The organism is Ferrovibrio sp. (genome assembly GCF_964218355.1).
Taxonomy (GTDB): domain Bacteria; phylum Pseudomonadota; class Alphaproteobacteria; order Ferrovibrionales; family Ferrovibrionaceae; genus Ferrovibrio.
This window is the reverse complement of sequence record NZ_CAXPMC010000021.1, coordinates 40,487-61,569: the sequence shown is the minus strand read 5'-3', so window position 1 is coordinate 61,569 and position 21,083 is coordinate 40,487. Positions and strand designations below refer to the sequence as shown.

Below are 21,083 nucleotides of genomic sequence, written 5' to 3'. Positions count from 1 at the left end.
TATGTCAGGCTTGAAGCTTCCAAAATTACCGGACCGGACGCCAGTGAAGATAAGTATTTCGCTTCATCCAGACCTAAATAGGCGTCTTCAAGTATATGCGGACTTCTACAAGGAAACATATGGTGAAGCCGAAAGTCTGACCGAACTGATTCCGTATATGCTGGAGGAATTCCTGAAGGCCGACAAAGCTTTTTCGGCAAGGGCTCGGAAATAATTCCTTCGGCCTATATCACATAGTAATTGATGGTCGACTTCGTCGGCCACTCGCGGGATTTCATCTGCTACAACGCTCAGGCTGACAAATTTAAAAAGAGGGCGTCTGGTCGATCCGAATGAAAATGTTAGTTGTCTGCGTATAGTTGTTAGTGAATCCGAGCTTTATGGCCGCTTCGGACTTTGAGAGAATAGTTGTTGGGACATAGGTAGGAGGCTGTATGGCCTCAGGTACTGGTATTCCGCGCATTCTTGACGCTCGACTCCCCAGTGACCGGGCGCACCTGAAGCGCAGGGGTAGCTCTTATGCCCCAGCGTTTGACTCGATTTATTTCCGGATCGATATCCGGCCTGAAGTCCATGGGGCTGAGCTATTACCGTTAATTGTCCCTGGCGGCCGCCTGAGCTGGCGCTGGGTGCTTGGAGAAGGACCCTTCTATAGCTCCTTGCCTGGCGCCTTCTGCGTGGTCGAACCAGACGGCGGTACCCGTAGCATTTCGACTGGCCTTGGCGAATTCGACATTCGGGGCATGGAAAGCCATGTATTCCATGCAGGCTTCGATGAAGACAATCTTGATCGGCACTTTGACCCGTTCGGCCGCTTCGTATGTGCGACTGCCGAGCGGGCTATCTGCGATTGGATATACCTCTCCATGCGTAGGAAAGGTTACGGGGAGCACGGTTGGGGATTGGGGCCGGCACCAGACCAGGTCGACTTAGATGAGCTTTCTTTACCTCGCATTCGCCGGCTGTCAGATGCCATGGGAATTCTGGGTAACTTCGAACGCTGGTATGCCCGCTGGCAAGAAGTTCAGCAGGATGAAGAGGTGACCGGAAAGTTCAGCAAGGCTTTGGGATACTGATTGATGCAGCTAAGCCTATTGCGGATTCGGATGAATATACCTCCTTCTGCTTACTCTCCTCACAAAGTGATTTTTCTGAATTTTCAACTATGTGGCTCAGCTACAGAGCCGCGATTTCTAAGTAGTCCGGCAGCATAAGCAACCTCCACACAAGATGATGTAAAAATACTGAGCACGGTATGCGAGTAGCGACGGTCAAGATCAGCCCTGATGGATAAATTGGCTAATGACCGTATCTCGGAAAGAATAGAACCGCTCAGAAATGTGCGCCTTGTTCTATATAGGTAATCGAGTTGATGTTTGAGGTAGGCTCCGACCTTCGGAACCAATACTGGATGATCGAAGCGCGCAATCGTCAGCAACGACGTGGCGTATCATCGAGCTTCAGGGCGTGAACCTGGATGTAAATCCAACACCGAGAACAATTTTCGGTTGATAAAATAATCCTGATAGCGCTAGCTTAGCTGTAGTTTAGGGGCGGCAGGTAATGAGTATTGCAACCCGAGAAACCGGGAAAGCGAACTCGCATCGTATGGGGAAGAAGCGTTCTATGGCTCTTAGGGACATTAGATACCGCGAGGACTATCGCTCGGGCTGCGATGATAGGGGCCCGTTGTTCACCTTCGAGGCGCCGCATCGATCTTGAGGTGCTGGAAGAGGCCTTCGATAGGGCTATCCGGGTGGAAGCCCGTGGCCTAGAGAATCCCTTCCGGCGGTCATTCGTCCTGAAAATGCCGCCGCGACCCAAGCGCGACGACATTCTGCTACTTCCTGCTAAAGACCGAAGCAAGGCCAAGAGCCGCAAGGCACGTAAGCTGGAACTGACAAGAGTCCTTACAAAGGCATAGGTGACCGATGGTCCGTCATCTTGTCGTCCGATCCCAGATTTCTGAGGTGGAAAGGATTCCAGCTCAAGCTTCGACATGGCCGTTGATAGTTACAAAATCGATAGTTACACTTGTAACTATTAGGGAGATTTGGCCATGAATGTCCAGCGTCCATCTGTTACCGACCGCGCCCGCCGTGAGGCTGAGAGCGCCAACCAGCCCGGTTACATGTCGGGTTTCGGCAATTCCTTTGAAACCGAGGCGCTGCCTAGAGCCCTGCCTGTAGGGCAGAATTCTCCGCAAAAGTGCTCCTATGGTCTCTATGCCGAGCAATTGAGCGGTTCGGCATTCACCGCGCCCAGGAAGACCAACCAGCGGTCTTGGCTCTATCGTATCCGGCCGACCCTCGGGCATTGGGGCGACTTCAAAAAGGTCGAGTCTGGCTTCTGGCGGACGGCGCCTTGCGCTGAAACCGAAGTGGCGATTGCGCCCATGCGCTGGAATGCCCTGCCAATCCCGAAGGAAAAGCTATCCTTCATCGACGGCATCCGGACCATGACGACGGCGGGCGATGCAGGTTCTCAGACCGGCATCGGCATGCACGTCTACCTGATTACCCGCTCGATGGTGGACGAGTATTTCTACGACGCGGACGGCGAGCTGGTCTTCGTGCCCCAGTCGGGCGACCTGCGCATTGCGACCGAGTTCGGAATCATTGGGGTGGGTTCTGGTGAAATCGCGGTCATTCCGCGCGGCGTGAAGTTCCGTGTCGAGCTGGAAGACGGCCCTGCCCGCGGCTATCTCTGCGAAAACTACGGCGCCCCGCTGACGCTGCCGGAGCGCGGCCCCATCGGTGCGAACTGCCTGGCCAATCCGCGTGACTTCCTGACGCCGGTGGCGGCCTACGAAGACCGCGACGCACCGTCAAAAATGTACGTGAAGTGGGGCAGCAGCCTCTGGGTGGCCGATATCGACCATTCGCCGCTCGATGTGGTCGCCTGGCATGGCAACTGCGCGCCCTACAAGTACGACCTGCGGCATTTCTCGCCGGTCGGGCCCATCCTGTTCGACCATGCCGATCCGTCGATTTTCACGGTGCTGACCTCGGCCACCGACACGCCGGGCACGGCCAATGTCGACTTCGTCATCTTTCCCGAGCGCTGGATGGTGGCGGAAAACACTTTCCGGCCGCCGTGGTACCATATGAACATCATGAGCGAATTCATGGGCCTCATCTATGGCGTCTACGATGCCAAGACCGGGGGCGGCTTCGAGCCGGGCGGGATGTCGTTGCATAACATGATGCTGCCGCATGGTCCCGATGGCGATGCCTTCGAAACGGCCAGCAACTCCGAGCTGAAACCCCATAAGCTTGAAGGCACACTTGCCTTCATGTTCGAGACCAAGCTTCCGCAGCGGGTCACGGCCTTTGCCGCCCAGTCGCCCGCCCTGCAGAAGGACTACGGGGCTTACGGCGCCCAGCTTCAGAAGCATTTCAACCCGGATAAGAAGTAGGCGTAACCATGGCACGCGTTGACCAGACCCATAGCCCGTCCCTGAAGAGCTGGGTACCGGGTGCAGATGGCCATCAGGATTTCCCAATCCAGAACCTTCCCATTGGCATCTTCAGCACTCAGGACAGTGCAGCCCGGGGCGGCGTGGCCATTGGCGATGAAATCTTCGACCTGTCGGCTGCGCTGAAAGCGGGACTGTTCTCTGGTGTCGCCTCTGAGGCGGCGGAAGCTGCATCGGGTGCGACCCTGAACGACTACCTGGCGCTGGACGGCCGCCGCCGCCGGGCATTGCGTGGACGGCTGTCTGAACTTTTCGGCGCAGTCCTTGCCAACAAGAACAAGGTCGCGGCCTGCCTGCTGCCCGCCGATGGCTGCCTGATGCATCTCCCGGCGCACGTCGGCGACTACACGGACTTCTATGTCGGCATCCACCATGCCACGAACGTCGGCAAGCAGTTCCGGCCGGACAGCCCGCTGCTGCCTAACTACAAGTACGTTCCGATCGGCTATCACGGCCGAGCATCGTCCATCTGCCCGTCAGGCATCCCGGTTCGCCGCCCCAAAGGCCAGCTGAAGCCGCCGACCGAGACCACTCCGGCATATGGCCCGAGCAAGCGCCTGGACTATGAGCTGGAAATTGGCATCTGGGTCGGCCAGGGGAATAAGCTGGGAAGTCCCCTTTCCATCGATAACGCCTATGAGCATGTGGCGGGCTTCTGCCTGCTGAACGATTGGTCGGCTCGCGATATCCAGGCCTGGGAATACCAGCCGCTGGGTCCGTTCCTGTCAAAGAACTTCGGTAGCACCATCTCGAACTGGATTGTGACTGCGGAAGCCCTGGAGCCATTCCGGATGCCGCGGTCGGAGCGCCCTGACGGAGATCCGGCACCGTTGCCGTATCTCGATAGCGCCAGTGATCGCAAAGAGGGCGGCCTCAACATCGAGCTTGAGGTCTATCTGCTGACGCCGGGTCTTCGCGAGAAGAAGCTGCAGCCGCATCTCGTCGGCGCCTCGCATGCCAGGCACATGTACTGGTCTGTCGCCCAGATGGTCGCCCATCACACCAGTAATGGCTGTAATCTTCAGCCGGGCGATTTCTTGGGTTCGGGCACCATTTCAGGTCCCGACAGCACCAGTTGCGGCAGCTTGCTGGAGTCCACAGTTGGCGGCACTGCGCCGTTGACTTTGGAATCGGGCGAGAAGCGTTCGTTTCTGGAAGACGGCGACGAGGTCATCATGCGCGCGCGTGCCAGGACTGCGGACGGGCTCTCGATTGGGTTCGGCGATTGCCGGGCCAGTATTCTGCCCGCCAATCCATGAAATCTGCCGTTTACAGGTGATCCAACCAGTGCAGGCCCGGATGAATGAAAACCGGGGCGGCCTTGCAGTTGGAAACACCGCGGGTATCTGCTTTCAGGATCGGGTCCATGCGGACACGCACGAGGCGCGTGAATGATATCACCCAGGTATCATCGGAGCGGACATAGTCTTCTTCGTAATACCCGTAGCCGCGGAAGCCAAAGGCGCCGTCTGTGCCGGGGAAAGCGATTTCATTCGGCCACTCGTTGTAATCGGTCATCGACCAAATAACACGGGCAGTGTCTGGCGACGTGGGAACCATATCAGGCATCACGACGCGATGGACTGAGGTGCACCCCGCCATGCGCTCGGCCAGATTTTTCATGAAGAAATCGAGGTCGATGGGCTTCGGCGCAAAGGAAAAGCCTTCGAACCTAGCATCAGTCGTAAACAGGCTGGGTATCTTGCTCCACTGCTTGGTGTCCACGTACCGGCAGTAGCGGGCTTTGGTCCGGGAGATTTCCTGGAAATCGGACGGACTGACGCGGCTATTCTGGGTTGTCACGTGTCACTCCCTGAAGCAGAAGGGATGCCGGAGTCTCACCGGCATCCGCGCATTGCTGCGGTCATTCCGCTGCGGGAAGCGGCATTACGAAGGTGTTATTGGTCTTCACGTAGACGCCAGCCCCGGCAATGCGGCCGATCAGGTCAAGTTTGTCGGCGTTGACGTGATGGCGCTCCGAGATGATTCCCTCGTGAGCGTGGATGAGCAGGACTTCACCGATTACCAGGTAGTAGGGAGTCTTCCCCAGCTCAATAATCCGCTCCAGTTTGCACTCGAACTGCACTGGGGCGTCAACGATACGGGGCGGCTTTACCAGATCGGACGGCACGGTGGTAAAACCAGCTAGATCCATTTCGTTGACATGCGCAGGGTGTTCGACGGCGCAGATATTCATGCCGTCCTTAATCTCATCGCTCACGAGATGGATAACAAATTCCGGGCATTCGCGGATGTTGGTCAGGGTGTCCTTGATGGTACCGGCTTTCGGGCCAATCGAGAACATCAACATCGGTGGGTCAACGGCGATGGCGTTGAAGAAGCTGAACGGGGCGGCATTGGGGCCGTCTGGGCCAATCGTCGACACCAGACCAATGGGACGAGGATAGACCAGACCGCCCAGAAGCTTGTACTGGTCCGCCCAAGACAAACTGCGGGCATGCAGCTTAGTGAGTGATTTATCTGCGACTGCGGCTTGGGTCATTTGCTTACTCGTGTTTCGCCCGTCCTGCCGGGCATGGGTGGGAACAAGGCCGCTCAGCTATCCTGCAGCTGGGCGGAGCGGGATTGCCGGGCTTTGCGCTGGGGTCGCGGCACGGAGTCGGTGTTATTGGCGGGCTCGGTCAGGCCTATCTTCGGAATCGACGGGTGGTAGCCAAGCGCGAGTGAAAGCTTTTCGGCAGTAGCGCAGACCTCCCGAACAAGCTCGGTCCCCATCCGGGTGTCGATGCGACCCGATTGCGCGAAGACAGTCACCGCCATCGCGAACTTACCCGAGGCATCCCAAACTGGTGCACTGATGCCAGCGATGCCCGCACCGCCACCATTGGCGACGGTGGCGACGCCTTGCGCGCGAACGGCGACGAGAGTCTGTTGAAGTTCGCTCTCATCCTTCGGGGCCGAAGGACGGTCCAGCAGCCTGTTCTGTTCCAGCTCTCGCAGGATGAGCGGACGAGTGCGAGCCTGGTCTTCAAACGAGCTGAAGAGTAGTCCGGTGGCCGACCAGGTCATCGGGCAAATATGCGAGAAGGAGATGGTGCTGGCATGTGCGTGCCGCGCCTCCGACATACGCACGAATTTTGGGCCCTGTTCGCTCCAGACGACCAGACCTGCTGTTTCGCCAAGACGTTCGACCAGGCCGTCGAGCATATCGGACGCGTAACGCAGCGCATCGAAACGACTGAAGCCTTTCAAGCCAATCTGCATGGCCATAGGGCCGAGGTCGTATCGACCGGTCAGGAGATTCTGCGAGGCGAGACCGATTCGAGCCAAACTCACGAGATAGCGATGTACTTTTGCGGGAGGAAGGCCAGTCATTCTCGCCACTTCCGAGAGCCGCTGCGAGTGGTCGGTCTTAATCAAGGCTTGAAGGATTACGCCCGCAACCTCGACAGACTGAATACCAGCCTGCATTTCCTCAGCATTTTCGGAGTTTTCGTTCGCCATCGTCCTCTCCTGGGCAATTCCCGAGACGAAGGCGCATTGACGCGATCATCTCATTTGTGATTATATCTATTAAGCGTAATCAATTACGCATTATAAAACTTCTCGGGAGAGAAACAAGTGGCAGACACGGCCGTCACCTACGCCAGTTTTCCGTTCGGCAAGGTCGCAAACGCTATCCCGGGCCTGCTGGCAGACGACGCCGCGCTTGTAACGGGTGCAGCCCAAGGCAATGGGGCGGCGATCGCCAAATCCCTGGCTGCGAGTGGCGCTGCTGTCGTGCTTTGCGACGTCAACCTGGCTGCAGCTTCTCAAGTCTCGGCCGAAATCAACAAGGCTGGTGGTCGTTCCATCGTAATCGCGCTCGACGTGGCCAACCGGGCGCAGGCCGCCGAAGTGGTCGCGAAGGCCAAGGGTGAGTTCGGCCCGATTTCCATCCTCATCAACAATGCTGGTATCTTCCGCAAGGTCAGCATGGACGACGAAGGCTTCCTGGATTCGGCGTCCGACCAGTTCCGGGTCAACGTCGAAGGTTCCCTGAACATGGCGCACGCGTTGCTGCCGCAGCTTCGTAAAACCCGCGGGCGTATCGTCAACGTGGCCAGCATCGCGGCCTTCATCGCCTATCGCCGCAACGTCGTTGGATATGCAGCGAGCAAGGGCGCCGTGGTCCAGATGACCAAGGGCCTAGCCGCAGACCTTGCTCAGGATGGCATCCGCGTGAACGCTATTGCGCCTGGCCTTATCTCGACGCCGATGACCGTGGCGTCACGCTCCAATCCAGCGGTGACTGAAGAGCTTCTCCAGCATGCTCTGGTGAAGCGCTTTGCCGAGCCCGAAGAGCTGGTGGGCGCGATCCTGTTCTTGAGTTCTCAATTGTCGAGTTTTGTAACGGGCGTGACGCTGCCCGTCGACGGCGGCTTTATTGCCATCTGATGAGGTCCCCCAGTGAGTAGCGAAAAAAATTTGAGCGGAAGCGTAGCGAGTAGCTCTGAAATCGTGACTTGCGATGTCCTAATCGCTGGTTCAGGCGCTGGCGGCATGACGGCAGCGATTGTCGCTCGCAAGCAGGGCCTCAAAGTTATCGTGGTGGAGAAGGAGCCCGTCATGGGCGGCACCACGGCGCTGTCGGGCGGCTACCTCTGGGTTCCGAACAACTCCGTCAACAAGGCTGCTGGCACCACGGATTCGGTCGAAGCTGCCCGGACCTACCTTCAGCACGAAGCTGGCAATCAGTTCGACCCGGCGCGTGTGGAAACCTTCCTGCGGGAAGGCCCGAAAATGGTCGATTACATGCAGGCGAACACCGAGGTTCGGTTTGAACCGGCGGTTGCCTTCGCTGATTACCATCCGGATGCGCCGGGCGGCACGCCCGGTGGCCGCACCATCCTGACGAAGCCGGTTCGTGGCTCCATTCTTGGCAAGGACCTTCCGAAGCTGCGTCGCCCGCGGCCTGAGCTGACCATTTTTGGCCTGACCATCGGCTCCGGTAAGGAGCTCTGGCATTTCTATCGTGCGACCCAACGCATCTCGGCGGCCCTGTACGTCGCGCGTCGCCTGTTCCTGCACGGCCTCGACTTGGTGATGCATGGCCGCGGCATGCTGCTGACGAACGGCAATGCGCTCTCTGCTCGCTTGTTCCGGACTGCTAACGACATAGGCGTGGAACTCTGGCTGAAGAGCCCTGTGAAGGCACTGAACCGCAATGAAGCCGGTGAGGTCATCGGCGCACGCATCGCTACGCCCAAAGGCGAGAAGACCATCGTCGCGACCAAGGGTGTCATCCTGGCCTGCGGCGGTTTCCCGCAGGACCTCGTCCACCGCACAGCTATCTATCCGCATAACGCCCGTGAAGGTGAACACGCCTCGGCGGCCAGCCCAGGCAATACTGGCGACGGCCTTCGTATCGCCCAGGCTGTCGGCGGCCAGGTTCGGGAAGGTTATCCGAACCACGCTGCCTGGGCGCCGACTAGTCTGGTGCCGCGCAAGGACGGCACTCTGGCGCCGTTCCCCCATTTCATCGACCGTGGCAAGCCCGGGGTGATTGCGGTTCGCCGCGACGGCAAGCGCTTCGTGAATGAGTCGAACAGTTATCATGATTTCGTCCAGGCGCTGGTGCGTGTGACGCCCCGTGAGGAGGTGGCCGAGGCCTTCCTCATCGCCGACCATCGCACCATTCGTCGTTACGGCCTTGGCTTTGCGAAGCCCGCGCCAATTCCGCTGAAGCCGTTCATCGACTCCGGTTATCTGCAGAGCGGCAACACCCTGGAAGAGCTGGCTGCGAACGTTGGCATTGATGCCAGGAACTTCGCGGAGACCGTCCGCCGCTGGAATGACGACCTTCCCTCCGGCAAGGACTCAGCTTTCGGTAAGGGTAGCACTGCCTACAACCGGTTCCACGGCGATCCGGAAGTGCAGCCCAATCCCTGCATGGCACCGATTTCGACGGGGCCGTTTTACGCGCTCCGCGTCATTCCTGGCGATATCGGCACCTTCACCGGTCTGCAAACCGATGAACTGGCCCGCGTTCTCGACGGCTCCGGCAAGCCCATTGGTGGCCTGTACGCGGTTGGCAACGACATGGCCAGCGTGGCTGGTGGCAATTATGTCGGCGGCGGCATCACGCTCGGCCCAGCCATGACCTTCGGCTATGTCGCCGGGCGTCATGTGGCTGGTGTGGTCTAGGAAGTTTTTTAGAAGGTAAACTCAACCAAGTGGGAGGATAGTATGGATCGCAGGCAGTTTCTTGGCACAATGGCGGGTGCCGCAGCATTGGGACTCGGAAAGATCTCGTTTGCTCAAAGCGCAAATGAGCTTCGTCTGGGCTTCCTGGCTGCAACAAGCGGACCGGCAGCTTTCCTTGGTGCATCGGAAAGGCTGGTCTTCGATCTCATGGTCGAGCAGTACAATGCCGCTGGCGGCATCGGCGGTCGCAAAGTTGTGCCTGTCACATACGACACGGAAGGCAACAGCACAGTTGCTGCCCAGCAGCTTCGTCGTCTCATCGAATCTGACAAGGTCGACGTCGTCGTCGGTCCGAGCACGACCGGCGAAGCCCTGGTCCTGCGCACGATCGCGGAAGAGTCGAAGATTCCGTTGATTACGATGACGGGCACAGAGTCCATTGTGGTTCCGCCGACCCCGTACGTCTTCAAAACCGCGCCGACGGATCGTCACGTTTCGCTGCATATGCTCCAGTTTGCCAAGGAAAAGGGCTGGACCAACATCGGCATCATTACTTCTGCGGACGGCTTCGGCCAGGCCGGTGCGACCTACCTGAAGGCGAATGCCGAAAAGCTCGGCATGAAGATTGCGCTGGCTGAGGAATTCGGCCCGCGTGACACCGATATGACACCCCAAATCCTCCGCCTCCGCCGCGCTGGCATCCAGGCATTGATGATCTGGAGCGTCAATCCGGGTCCGACCATCATCCTGCGCAATGCGGAAGCGGCAGGCTTCAAGACGCCGATCATCAACAGCTTCGGTGTTGCCAGCCCGGCTCTGCTGGAGCAGGCAGGTCGTTCAGCCGAGAATACGTATGTTTCGACCATGCGCCTCCTGATCCCGGATCTCCTCCCGGCGAGTGACCCGCTGCAGCCGGTCGTCGCCAAAATCGCGAAGGAGTACCGCGCGAAGTACAACCAGCCGGTCACCACGTTCGTCGGCAATGCCCATGACGCGGTGAAACTGGTCGAACTCGCCGTCAAGAAAATCAGTGGCCCGCTGTCTCGTGATGGTATCGCGAATGCCATCAAGTCCGGCGTCAGTTTCCCGGGCTGCAATGGCATGATGGCCTATTCGGCCACGAACCACGGCGGACAGGACGATACCTTGTCTCCAGTGGTCATGGTTCAAATCAAGAATGGCAAGTTTGTTCCCGCCTAATTGAATGAAAGAGACGCCGTCATGGATAGTTTTCTTCAGAATCTCATCAGCGGATGCCTGTTAGGTTGCATCTACGCCATGGCGGCGCTCGGCTTTACGATTGTCTTCAATGCCAGCCGCATTGTGAACTTCGCGAATGGCGAGTTCCTGATGCTGGGTGGTGTAGGCCTGGCTGGCGTCGTGGTCACAGCGGGTCTCCCGCTTTGGCTCGGCGTCATTCTGGCCATCGCTTGCACAGCCTTTGTCGGCGTCCTGATGCAGGTCGCTTTCCTGAATAACGCCCGCAGCGCCGATGAGTTGTCGCTCGTCATGCTCACAATTGGTACAGGCCTGGCAATCCGCGGTGCGGGTGCGCTCATCTTCGGCCGCTCTGTCACCTTTGTTCCAGATTTTGGTCTGTTCCCGATGTTGCTGATGGGGGATGTCTACATCGTCAGTCAGGGCATCTGGATTGCACTGACCCTCGTCGCCGTGGGTATCGCCCTCTGGTACCTGTTCTCCCGCACGACTTTTGGCAAAGCCATGAAGGCGGCGAGCCAGGAGCCACGTGCTGCGGCGCTCTGCGGGATCGAGCCTCGGCAGGCCGCGGCTGCCGCCTTCGCGATTGCCGCAGGCCTTGGTGGCCTCGCGGGGGCCTTGTTGGCTCCCATCTCGGCGGCCTTCTATGAGAATGGCGTCTTTCTGGGCCTGAAGGGCTTCGCTGCGGCGGTGGCCGGCGGAATGGGCAATCCGCTTGGCGCCGTCGTGGGTGGTCTCATCATTGGCGTCGTCGAAGCGCTGTCTGCTGGTTATGTGTCGTCCGGCTACAAAGACGGCGTCGCCTTCATCATCCTGCTGCTCGTTCTGCTGTTCCGACCGCAGGGCCTGCTTGGCGGCGTCTCCGTGAAGCGGGTGTAAATCATGAAGAGCGCAAACTCCAGTCTTCGCCGCAATTTCATCAGACTGGGACTTCTTGTTGTCGGCATCGCAGTTCTGGATGTCGCCCTGACCAGCCAGTTCTACCGAAGCACGCTCACGCTCTCGCTGATTTTCGCCATTGCGGCGGTCGGCCTGACCCTTCTGATGGGCTTTGCAGGCCAGGTCTCCATCGGCCAAGGCGCCTTCTTCGGTCTCGGCGCTTATAGCGCGGCCTTCGCCATTCAGCAGCTCGGCATTCCTCCGTTGGTCGGGTTAGTAGTCGCAGCAGTGGTGCCGGGGTTCTTTGGCTATCTCATTGCCAGGCCAATTCTACGGCTGTCGGGCAACAACCTGGCGCTCGCCACCCTGGCACTCGCGGCTGTCTTTTATGTGGTCGCGACCCAGTGGAGCAGCGTGACCGGGGGTATCGACCCGGGTATTACCGGGCTTCCGGCTCTGGACTACTTTGGCCTGTCCCATATCCACGTCGTCCTGTGGCTTGCTGGCATCTGCCTCGTCATCTGCACGGCGGTTGCGCTGCTGCTCATTGATGGACGGTTCGGCCGCGCACTGATGGCCATTAAGACCTCCGAGGTCGTGGCAAGCTGCACCGGGGTCGATGTGGCCCGGACCAAGGCCATCGCATTTGCAATTGCTGCCGCCTATGCCGGTATTGCCGGTGCGCTATTCGGCTACTTCCTGCGCGCCTTCAATGCGACATCCTTCAATGTTGGCCTGTCCATCGAACTTCTGATGATGGTCATCGTCGGATCTCTCTCGACGGTCTGGGGCGCCATTTTTGGTGCGCTAGCCATCATGGTCCTGCCGAATCTTCTGGAAGGCTTCGACCATGCAAAGCTGCTGGTCTACGGCCTGGCGATGGTTGCCATCATGATGCTGGCGCCGAACGGCCTTGGTGAGACTCTGGCGAAACTTGTTACGCGCCGGAGGGTCGCAGAATGAAGTCCATTGTTTCCCTTGAAGGCGTCTCCAAGGCTTTCGGTGGTCTGAAGGCTGTCGACGACGTCACATGCAGCCTTTCAGAAGGCATCGTTACGGCGCTGATTGGTCCGAATGGGGCCGGTAAATCGACGCTTATCAATCTCATCACCGGGGTTTTCCTGCCGACTGCGGGTTTGGTGAAGCTCGGGGGCGTCGACATTTCCAAGCTGCCGATGCATGCCCGCTCTCGAATGGGCATTGCTCGCACCTACCAAACGCCACAGATGATTCACGGCCTGTCGTCCATCGAAAATGTGATGGCAGGTGCGTACCGGTTCGGCAGTCACGGCCTGCTCAAAACAATCTTCGCTCCCTGGATGGTGGCCAAGGAGAACTCCGAGATTGCCGACCGGGCCGCCATTGCACTTCGGACTTCCGGCGTTCCTGAGCAGTGGTGGGATAGGCGTGCGACTGAACTGCCCTATGGCATTCAGCGTCGCGTCGAGATCGCCCGCGCACTTGCGCAGGAGCCGAAAATCATCCTGCTCGATGAACCTGCGGCCGGTCTGAATCCGGCGGAGACCGCCGATATCGGTCGTCTGCTCAAGCAAATTGCCCGTGGCGGCATTTCGGTGCTGCTGGTCGAACATGACATGCCACTGGTGATGTCCACCGCCGACTACGTGGTCGTCCTGAACTTCGGCCGGACTCTGGCTATGGGTTCCCCGACTGAGATTGCAGCCAATCCTACGGTCATCGCCGCCTACCTGGGTGCCGATGATGAGGACGAGGCTGAGGCTGAGGCTGAGGAGTGCGTGGCATGACCGAGCTGCTCAAATTCCAGGGCCTCGTCGCGGGCTACGGCCAGATTACAGTCCTGAAGAACCTGAATCTGACGGTGAATTCTGGCGAAATCGTTGCTCTCGTTGGCGCCAACGGTGCAGGTAAGTCGACGCTGCTCAATACTATCTCGGGCATCCTTCCCGTTCGAAGCGGCAATATTTCGTTCGACAAGAAGGACCTGAAGGGCATGCGGGCCTCCAAGATTGCCCGTCTCGGTCTGCGTCACGTGCCAGAAGGCCGCCGCGTCTTTGCCGAGCTCTCGGTCGAGGACAACCTGAGACTGGGCGCTTATGGCCTTGGGCGGTCCGAATTCGAGGCTGGCCTGGACCCGATTTATAAGATGTTCCCCCGACTGGTGGAGCGTCGGAACCAGCTCGCAGGAACGATGTCGGGTGGCGAACAGCAAATGCTCGCCATCTGCCGTGCTCTGATTTCGAAACCCCGCCTCCTGATGCTCGATGAGCCGTCAATGGGCCTGGCACCACTGGTGGTGGCCGAGATTTTCCGCCTCATCAAGCACATGCGAAACGAGCTTGGCATCGGAATCCTGCTGGTTGAGCAGAATGCCCGCGCCGCCCTGCGAATTGCCGACCGGGCCTGCGTGATGTCGCTGGGCAAGTTCGAGCTTGAAGGTACTGGACAGCAGCTTCTTCGCAATCCAGCGGTGGCTGAAGCCTTCCTTGGCGGAAATCGCCCGCCGGTTGCCCAGGCAGTTTGAGCCGGTCCGTCAGCGGACAGGTCTCGTAGAGATGGAGCAGTAGGACCAGCATGAACGCCAGCGCCGAAGCCGACATCAAATCGCGCAGCTACGAGTACAAGCCCTGCCCAGAACAGGGCGGCGCTCAGGCTGACCATCCCGTCATCGTCATCGGCGCCGGTCCCGTCGGCTTGGCAACGTCCATCGACCTGGCGCAGAGCGGCGTGAAAGTCGTGGTGCTCGATGACGACAACACGCTCTCGAACGGTTCGCGGGCCATCTGCTTTTCCAAGCGAACCCTGGAGATCTTCGACCGTCTAGGCTGCGGCCAACCGATGGTCGACAAGGGCGTCATCTGGAAGACCGGCAAGGTCTTCTTCCAGGACAATCCGGTCTACGAATTCGACCTGCTGCCGGATACTGCTTACCGCCGCCCGGCCTTCGTCAATCTCCAGCAGTACTACTGCGAAGCCTACCTGCTCGACCGGGCCAAAGACCTGCCGAACCTGGAAATCCGCTGGAAGAACCGCCTTGTTGGCCTGGAAGAGGTCAAGGACAGCGTTGTGCTGACCGTCGAAACACCGGACGGCGAGTACAAGACGCGCGCCAAGTGGATTGTCGCCTGCGATGGCGGGCGCAGTACCACCCGGCAGCTGATGGGTCTGGAGAGCAAGGGCAACATCTTCAAGGACCGTTTCCTGATTGCAGACATCAAGATGCCTGCCGAGTTCCCGCCGGAGCGCTGGTTCTGGTTCGACCCGCCGTTCCATCCCGGTCAGTCGGTCCTGCTGCACAAGCAGCCCGATGATGTCTGGCGCATCGACTTCCAGCTCGGCTGGGATGCCGACCCCGTGGCGGAGCGCGAGCCCGAAAAGGTGATACCGCGTGTCAAGGCGCTGCTCGGGCAGGATGCCGAGTTCACCCTGGAATGGGTCAGCGTCTACACCTTTGTCTGCATGCGCATGGACAAGTTCCGGCATGGCCGGGTCATCTTCGCAGGCGATGCCGCCCATGGCGTGTCACCGTTTGGTGCCCGAGGCGCCAATAGCGGCGTACAGGATGCCGAGAACATCGCCTGGAAGCTGCGCTACGTCCTGGACGGCAAGGCGCCGGATAGCCTGCTCGACACCTATGATGATGAACGCGTCTATGCCGCGGACGAGAACATCCTGAACTCGACCCGCAGTACTGACTTCATCACGCCGAAGAACCAGGCGAGCATGGACTTCCGCAACGCTACCTTGGAGCTGGCGCGCGACTTCCCGTTCGCCCAGCGCCACGTGAATAGCGGTCGCCTTTCGGTCCCGGCTGTACTTGCTACCTCTGCGCTCAACACTGCTGACATCGATGCTTTCGGCGGCATTCTTGCTCCGGGTGCGGTAGCGGCAGACGCCCCTGTCGAGGAAGGTGGACGCGACGGCTGGCTGCTCGATATGCTGGGTGACAGCTTCAGCCTCGTCATCTTTGCCGATGAAAAGAGCGATGTGCGGGTACCAAAGTCCGAGGAACTGGCGGAGTTCGCTCAGACTGTCGGGCCGCTGTCGGTCCTGGTCGTCGCGCCGAAGGGCGGCCTGAAGCAGGACGTGCCCAAGGGGTATCGGGTTGTAACCGATATCGATGGTCATGCCGCCAAGCGCTATGACGGCAAAGCAGGCACGACCTATCTGATGCGCCCGGACCAGCATGTCTGTGCCCGCTTCCGTAAGTTCGATGCCAAGGCGGTCCGTGCTGCCCTGCTGCGCGCAACCTGCAACGCGTGAGGACACCATGAGCGCTACCGCCCTGAAGACCCAACCGAACATCGACCGTCCCGATGACTTCTACCAGATGCTGGTCGATGCCCATCGCGATCTCAGTCCTGAGCAGAGCCGACTGGTGAACTCCAAGCTTATTCTCCTGCTCGCGAACCACGTCGGTGACATTTCCGTGCTGTCCGAGGCTCTGGAGGCGGCCAGGAAGGGTGTCGCTCCCAATGCCGCGACGACCGCCCACTAGACCGCGTAATTATTTTAATTGAGGCCAGTCTCTGATGAATTCCGCAGAAACGACCGCGTCCCAGCATTTTGACCTGAGCCGGTTTCCCGACCTGCTGAAAGGCGATATCGCCATTGTCACTGGTGCAGCCCAGGGCAATGGCGCCGCGATTGCAATTGGCCTGGCCCAGTGTGGCGCAAAGATTGCCGTGGTTGACCGCGATGCCGACAAGCTCGCCGGAACAGTGGATGCTATCAAGGCCAACGGTGGACAGGCAGCGGCCTATCATCTCGATGTCGCAGACTTGGCGGCGTGCCAGAAGCTTGCTGGCGACGTGCAGCGCGACCTCGGTTACGCATCTGTCCTGGTGAACAATGCAGGCATTGTGCGCCGGGTGGGCGTCGAGGAAGACGGCTTCATCGCCTCGGTCCATGACCAGTTTACCGTCAATACACTCGGCTCGGCTCACCTCGTGAAGGCTTTCCTGTCCCAGCTCACGGCAACCAAGGGCCGCATAATCAATATCGGTTCCATTGCCAGCTTTGCCGCTACGACTGGCGGCATTGGCTATGGGGCATCGAAGGGTGCAGTCCTGATGATGACCAAGACTATGGCGGCCGAACTGGCGCCGCTCGGCATCCGCGTGAATGGTGTTGCGCCCGGCCTGATGATTACGCCCATGACTGCACCGACACGGAACAAGCCAGAGGCAGTTCGCCAGTACATGGACCACATCCCGATGAAGCGGTTCGGTGATGCTGGTGAGCTGATTGGCCCGATCCTGTTCCTGGCATCCCAGCTCTCGTCCTACGTCACCGGTGTCATGCTCCCTGTGGACGGCGGCTACCTTATTGTCTGACCCGACAGCCGGATTTGGAGACCAGAATGACCAAGAAGGTAGTTCTCGTTACTGGCGGTAGTCGCGGCATCGGCCGAAGCATCGCGCTTATGGCGAGTTCGGAAGGCTGGGCGGTGGGCGTGAACTACACGTCTGACTCCAAGGCCGCCGACGAGGTTGTGGCAAAAATTAAGGCAGGTGGCGGTGAGGCTATCGCCGTCAAAGCCGACGTTTCCAAGGAAACGGACGTCATCGCCATGTTCGATGAGGTCACCAACAAGCTCGGCGCGCTCACAGGATATGTCGGTAATGCCGGTATCAACCTGCCGCGGTCGAACCTGGTCGACATGACGGCCGAACGCATGACCCGCATCTTCTCGGTGAATACTATCGGCGCCTATATCTGCGTCCGCGAAGCCGCGCGCCGGATGGGAGTGTCCCAAGGCGGCAAGGGCGGCGTCATCGTCAACGTTTCCTCGGTAGCAGCTCGCATGGGTTCACCGAATGAATATGTGGACTACGCTGGTTCCAAGGCTGCCATTGACGCCATGACCCTTGGTCTTTCCAAGGAGCTGGGGCCCGACGGTATCCGCGTGAATGCAGTGCGTCCTGGTCTGATTGAGACGGAAATCCATATCGCCGCTGGCGACCCGGACCGCGTTGCCCGATCGGCATCCGCCATTCCATTGGGCCGTGCTGGCTCGCCCGATGAGGTCGCCCAGGCCGTCGTATGGCTTCTGAGCGACAAGGCGTCCTATGTGAATGGCGCGCTGGTCGATGTCGGAGGTGGTCGCTGATGTCGGATGAAATCCGCAGCAAGGGCAAGCGTACGAGTCTGCTGGTCCGGCGGCCCGATCTGACTGTGGAGGCGTTCCGCAAACATTGGGCAGGCCCCCATGCAGCCATTGCCACCAGTATGCCTAGAATAGCCCGCTATACGCAGAACAGAGTGGAAGGTGTAGTATGGATCGCGCCTGGCAACCACGAGCCATACAAAGCCGATGGCATTGTCGAGCTTGAGTTCGAGAGCGAGCAGGCCATGGCGGAGGCCGGAAAAAGTGAATCTGTCCGGCGCCTGCTGCCGGAGGACGAGCCCAGATTCATGAGTGCCATTACGCTGTGCCAGGTTCCCGCAGGCGCTCAGCAGATCCGGCCCGGGAACACCAAGGTAATGGTTGCTGCTCGTCTTGCCGATGGCAGAGACATCATGGACCTGTTCGACGTTCTCGCGACTGCCAAACCACTAGAGGTTTCAGTGGACCCGGTCCTTGGCGCTGCGCACCGAGACGTGCTGGCCTACGAGAAGGAAGAACCTCACGCATTTGCGACGCTTTGGTTTGAGCCAGAAAGGTCTCTTGCTGGGGTCTTTGGCCCGACATCCGAATGGCAGAAGGCTGCGTCACAGTGTCTGACGCGAGGCACTGCATGGCTCATCGACCCACTACCGATCATGAATGGATGAATGGCCGATGACACCCGCAACAGTCGTTTTCAGCGGTAGAGATGCGCATGCGGGAATGCTCATCGCGCAGAGCAATGCGCGTTTGCGAAATTCGCACCCTTTAGGTAGAAGAAGCGTGGCGCCCACACTGAAAAATAGTTGTCAAAAGCGACGGGACGCATGGCTGAATCCACAAACCGACACGGCTTCGATGCAGCAGAATAGCACCACACTCGAACTCGATAATTTCCTCCCCTACCGAATTTCGGTAACGGCCGAAATCGTCTCCAGGCTGTTTGCCAATCGCTATGAAGAGCGGTTCGGCATAACAATCCCGGAATGGCGAGTTCTGGCTGTCGTTGCTGAGAGCGGCCCGATAACGACGCAGAACGTCATCGAGCGTACGCGCATGGACAGAGTCCGTGTCAGCCGCGCGTCAATCAGCCTGACTGAAAGGCAGTTCCTTGAGCGGACGCTGGGCCCGAAGGATCAGCGGGCCTTCATCCTGAAACTGTCTCCGCAAGGCCAGGATGTTTACAGCAAGATTGTGCCGCTAGCCTTCGAAATGCAGGACGCGCTGACGGCTTTCCTGAGTTCGGATGAACGCACGCAACTCTACAGCATCCTGGAAAAGCTCTCCGCTTGTGCTCAACGCATTGAGTCTGGCGAATAGCTGCAGTCGAAAACGTCACCCGTCGCTAATTCAGTAAGGAAGGCACCCCCATGACAACCAAGAAATTCGCCTCACAGGCAGATCTGGAAGAGAAGAAAGTTACCTTCAGCCAGATTTCCGAGCACGCCTGGGCCTACACGGCTGAAGGCGACCCGAATACCGGCATCATCATCGGCGACGACGCGGTGCTGGTTGCCGATACCCAGGCAACGCCTGCGATGGCTGCCGATGTCATTCGCCGCATCCGCGAAGTGACGGACAAGACCATCAAGTATGTCGTGCTGACGCACTATCACGCCGTCCGCGTGCTTGGCGCGAGCGCCTACAAGCCGGACCATATCATTGCCAGCCAGGATACCTACGACCTCATCGTGGAGCGTGGTGAGCAGGACAAGGCGAGCGAAATCGGTCGTTTCCCGCGTCTCTTCCAGAACGTCGAGACTGTGCCGGAAGGCCTGACCTGGCCGACCTTGACTTTCACCGGCAAGATGACCCTCTGGCTTGGCAAGCTTGAGGTGCAACTGCTGCAGGTCGGCCGCGGCCATACCAAGGGCGACACGATTGTCTGGTTGCCGAAGGAAAAGACGCTTCTGTCCGGCGACCTGGTCGAATTTGATGCCACACCCTACGCTGGCGATGCCTATTTCAAGGATTGGCCGCAGACCCTCGATAATCTTGCCGCTCTGAGCCCGAAGGCTCTGTTGCCCGGCCGTGGCGCTGCCTTGACCACACCGCAAGAGGTGGCCAAGGGTCTCGCCGGTACCCGGTCCTTCATTGCTGACGTCTACGAGAGTGTGAAAGCTGGCGCCGCAGCTGGTCGCGACCTGAAGGTCGTCTATCAAGAAACGATGGACAAGCTGCGTCCCAAGTATGGCCATTGGGTCATCTTTGACCACTGCATGCCGTTCGACGTTACCCGCTGCTATGACGAAGTCACGCAGTATGCCGATCCCCGGATCTGGACCGCTGAACGCGATGTCCAGATGTGGAAGGCGCTGGAAGGCTAAGGACAAGACCTTCGCTGCCGGGTTTGCGCACGCGGCCCGGCGGCGGATGGAGTCGAGCCTTGAGTATTTCCACCGACTCGACTGAGCGCCGTTTGCTCCTCGTGGTGTTGGCGGCCTTCAGTGCCATGGCCGCCATGCGCAGCGCCGATCCGATGCTGGTCTAGCTGTCCCGAGAGCTTCATCGTACCGATGTTTCCCCATTGCTTCCCCCTGTTGAAGAGTACAGCAGGGAAGCAAAGCAACCTTGATAGGCTCGATAGGTCGGCACAAAAATTGAGAGATATCCAGGAGAAATTTGGAGCGGGCGAAGGGATTCGAACCCTCGACCCCAACCTTGGCAAGGTTGTGCTCTACCCCTGAGCTACGCCCGCTCAACAGAAATACCGGGTGGCGAAAAGGGGTGTCGCCGCCGGTCCGGCCGGAGCCGGGCAACCGGCCGGGGCCGTGTTGCAGGCGCGCACTATACCCAGCCGCAAACCCGATGCAAGGGTCTTGTAGGACAAAATGATTTCGCCCCCGCAGAGGGTTCCGGCGGCCCGTGCCGGCCGGCCGGCGGGGCGGGATCGGCGCGAATTTTCAGCGGCTTGGCCGAAAGGGCTTGCGCCGCCCCGGAGGCTCCTGTATCAGGTGCGCCTCGCGCGGGCCCGGGCCTGCGCCTGCATGGGTCCCCATCGTCTAGAGGCCCAGGACGGCGCCCTCTCACGGCGCAAACCGGGGTTCGAATCCCCGTGGGGACGCCAGCGCCAAAGCCGGCATAGCCGCGCCCGTTTCGGGTCTGCAGGCAACCGCACTCTCCTGTTTTCCCTTTGTCGGCTTTTCCCTTTGCCGGCGTCCGGTGTGGCAAGCCGGCGGGTTGCCCCGATGTGCCGGCAGGACTGTCTGTCTGGCCTGTTCGACCGCCGCCTCCCGACTTGCAGCGCCATCTCGCAGCGCCATCTCGCAGGGC

At 59.4% G+C, this 21,083-nt stretch carries 21 protein-coding genes and 2 tRNA genes; 19 read left to right on the top strand and 4 right to left on the bottom strand.

Annotated features, from left to right (window positions below; genetic code table 11):
• Window position 1: 1 nt before the first annotated feature.
• The 4 genes from ACEQZY_RS15630 to fahA all read left to right on the top strand — a co-directional run bounded on the left by ACEQZY_RS15630 (window position 2) and on the right by fahA (window position 4,737).
• Complete coding sequence (locus tag ACEQZY_RS15630) at window positions 2-214, top strand: DUF2274 domain-containing protein (protein ID WP_300295673.1); 213 nt, start codon at window positions 2-4, stop codon at window positions 212-214.
• Between the two features lie 220 nt (window positions 215-434).
• On the top strand, window positions 435-1,076 hold the full coding sequence (locus ACEQZY_RS15625; RefSeq protein ID WP_370155723.1) for a hypothetical protein: 642 nt from the start codon (window positions 435-437) through the stop codon (window positions 1,074-1,076).
• Between the two features lie 983 nt (window positions 1,077-2,059).
• Window positions 2,060-3,418, top strand: a complete 1,359-nt coding sequence (gene hmgA / locus ACEQZY_RS15620; RefSeq protein ID WP_370155720.1) for a homogentisate 1,2-dioxygenase — start codon at window positions 2,060-2,062, stop codon at window positions 3,416-3,418.
• An 8-nt stretch (window positions 3,419-3,426) separates the two neighbouring features.
• On the top strand, window positions 3,427-4,737 hold the full coding sequence (gene fahA, locus ACEQZY_RS15615) for a fumarylacetoacetase (RefSeq protein WP_370155718.1): 1,311 nt from the start codon (window positions 3,427-3,429) through the stop codon (window positions 4,735-4,737).
• 10 nt (window positions 4,738-4,747) lie between these two features.
• Here the strand turns inward: fahA and ACEQZY_RS15610 are convergent, their stop codons facing one another.
• The 3 genes from ACEQZY_RS15610 to ACEQZY_RS15600 form a co-directional block, all read right to left on the bottom strand.
• Complete coding sequence (locus tag ACEQZY_RS15610) at window positions 4,748-5,281, bottom strand: nuclear transport factor 2 family protein (RefSeq protein ID WP_370155716.1); 534 nt, start codon at window positions 5,279-5,281, stop codon at window positions 4,748-4,750.
• Window positions 5,282-5,342: 61 nt separating this feature from the next.
• Entirely contained in the window at window positions 5,343-5,981 is a 639-nt protein-coding gene (locus ACEQZY_RS15605; RefSeq protein ID WP_370155714.1) for a flavin reductase family protein, read from the bottom strand.
• Window positions 5,982-6,034: 53 nt separating this feature from the next.
• Complete coding sequence (locus ACEQZY_RS15600; RefSeq protein WP_370155712.1) at window positions 6,035-6,943, bottom strand: IclR family transcriptional regulator; 909 nt, start codon at window positions 6,941-6,943, stop codon at window positions 6,035-6,037.
• A gap of 117 nt (window positions 6,944-7,060) precedes the next feature.
• Here ACEQZY_RS15600 and ACEQZY_RS15595 point away from each other — a divergent pair, with 117 nt between their 5' ends.
• Genes ACEQZY_RS15595 through ACEQZY_RS15530 form a run of 14 tightly spaced genes read left to right on the top strand, consistent with a single transcriptional unit; the run spans window position 7,061 to window position 20,137 of the window.
• Complete coding sequence (locus ACEQZY_RS15595) at window positions 7,061-7,876, top strand: SDR family NAD(P)-dependent oxidoreductase (RefSeq protein ID WP_370155710.1); 816 nt, start codon at window positions 7,061-7,063, stop codon at window positions 7,874-7,876.
• A 12-nt stretch (window positions 7,877-7,888) separates the two neighbouring features.
• Window positions 7,889-9,625 carry an FAD-binding protein gene (locus ACEQZY_RS15590; protein WP_370155708.1) on the top strand — a complete coding sequence of 579 codons (1,737 nt, stop codon included), beginning with the start codon at window positions 7,889-7,891 and terminating at the stop codon, window positions 9,623-9,625.
• Window positions 9,626-9,667: 42 nt separating this feature from the next.
• Complete coding sequence (locus ACEQZY_RS15585) at window positions 9,668-10,825, top strand: ABC transporter substrate-binding protein (RefSeq protein WP_370155705.1); 1,158 nt, start codon at window positions 9,668-9,670, stop codon at window positions 10,823-10,825.
• Window positions 10,826-10,846: 21 nt separating this feature from the next.
• Window positions 10,847-11,722 (top strand): branched-chain amino acid ABC transporter permease, encoded by an 876-nt coding sequence (locus tag ACEQZY_RS15580; RefSeq protein WP_370155702.1) that lies wholly within the window; start codon window positions 10,847-10,849, stop codon window positions 11,720-11,722.
• A 3-nt stretch (window positions 11,723-11,725) separates the two neighbouring features.
• Window positions 11,726-12,685: a branched-chain amino acid ABC transporter permease gene (locus tag ACEQZY_RS15575; RefSeq protein ID WP_370155699.1), complete on the top strand. Its 960-nt coding sequence runs from the start codon at window positions 11,726-11,728 to the stop codon at window positions 12,683-12,685.
• Complete coding sequence (locus ACEQZY_RS15570) at window positions 12,682-13,488, top strand: ABC transporter ATP-binding protein (RefSeq protein WP_370155696.1); 807 nt, start codon at window positions 12,682-12,684, stop codon at window positions 13,486-13,488. Before ACEQZY_RS15575 ends, ACEQZY_RS15570 begins: the two co-directional genes overlap by 4 nt.
• A gap of 5 nt (window positions 13,489-13,493) precedes the next feature.
• Window positions 13,494-14,225 (top strand): ABC transporter ATP-binding protein, encoded by a 732-nt coding sequence (locus tag ACEQZY_RS15565; protein ID WP_370155963.1) that lies wholly within the window; start codon window positions 13,494-13,496, stop codon window positions 14,223-14,225.
• Between the two features lie 50 nt (window positions 14,226-14,275).
• Window positions 14,276-15,964, top strand: coding sequence for an FAD-dependent oxidoreductase (locus ACEQZY_RS15560; RefSeq protein WP_370155693.1), 1,689 nt, complete (start codon window positions 14,276-14,278; stop codon window positions 15,962-15,964).
• A 7-nt stretch (window positions 15,965-15,971) separates the two neighbouring features.
• A complete protein-coding gene (locus tag ACEQZY_RS15555) occupies window positions 15,972-16,199 on the top strand; it encodes a DUF2783 domain-containing protein (protein ID WP_370155690.1) in 228 nt (75 codons plus the stop codon).
• 34 nt (window positions 16,200-16,233) lie between these two features.
• Window positions 16,234-17,037: an SDR family NAD(P)-dependent oxidoreductase gene (locus ACEQZY_RS15550; RefSeq protein WP_370155687.1), complete on the top strand. Its 804-nt coding sequence runs from the start codon at window positions 16,234-16,236 to the stop codon at window positions 17,035-17,037.
• 26 nt (window positions 17,038-17,063) lie between these two features.
• Window positions 17,064-17,813, top strand: a complete 750-nt coding sequence (locus ACEQZY_RS15545; RefSeq protein WP_370155684.1) for an SDR family oxidoreductase — start codon at window positions 17,064-17,066, stop codon at window positions 17,811-17,813.
• Window positions 17,813-18,478, top strand: a complete 666-nt coding sequence (locus ACEQZY_RS15540; RefSeq protein ID WP_370155682.1) for an EthD domain-containing protein — start codon at window positions 17,813-17,815, stop codon at window positions 18,476-18,478. Before ACEQZY_RS15545 ends, ACEQZY_RS15540 begins: the two co-directional genes overlap by 1 nt.
• A 7-nt stretch (window positions 18,479-18,485) precedes the next feature.
• A complete protein-coding gene (locus tag ACEQZY_RS15535; protein WP_370155679.1) occupies window positions 18,486-19,130 on the top strand; it encodes a MarR family winged helix-turn-helix transcriptional regulator in 645 nt (214 codons plus the stop codon).
• A gap of 50 nt (window positions 19,131-19,180) precedes the next feature.
• Window positions 19,181-20,137, top strand: a complete 957-nt coding sequence (locus ACEQZY_RS15530) for an MBL fold metallo-hydrolase (RefSeq protein ID WP_370155677.1) — start codon at window positions 19,181-19,183, stop codon at window positions 20,135-20,137.
• Between the two features lie 296 nt (window positions 20,138-20,433).
• Here the strand turns inward: ACEQZY_RS15530 and ACEQZY_RS15525 are convergent.
• A tRNA-Gly gene (locus ACEQZY_RS15525) sits at window positions 20,434-20,508 on the bottom strand.
• 293 nt (window positions 20,509-20,801) lie between these two features.
• On the opposite strand from ACEQZY_RS15525, the gene ACEQZY_RS15520 reads away from it, so the two are divergent.
• A tRNA-Glu gene (locus ACEQZY_RS15520) sits at window positions 20,802-20,877 on the top strand.
• The last annotated feature ends 206 nt before the right edge of the window (window positions 20,878-21,083 follow it).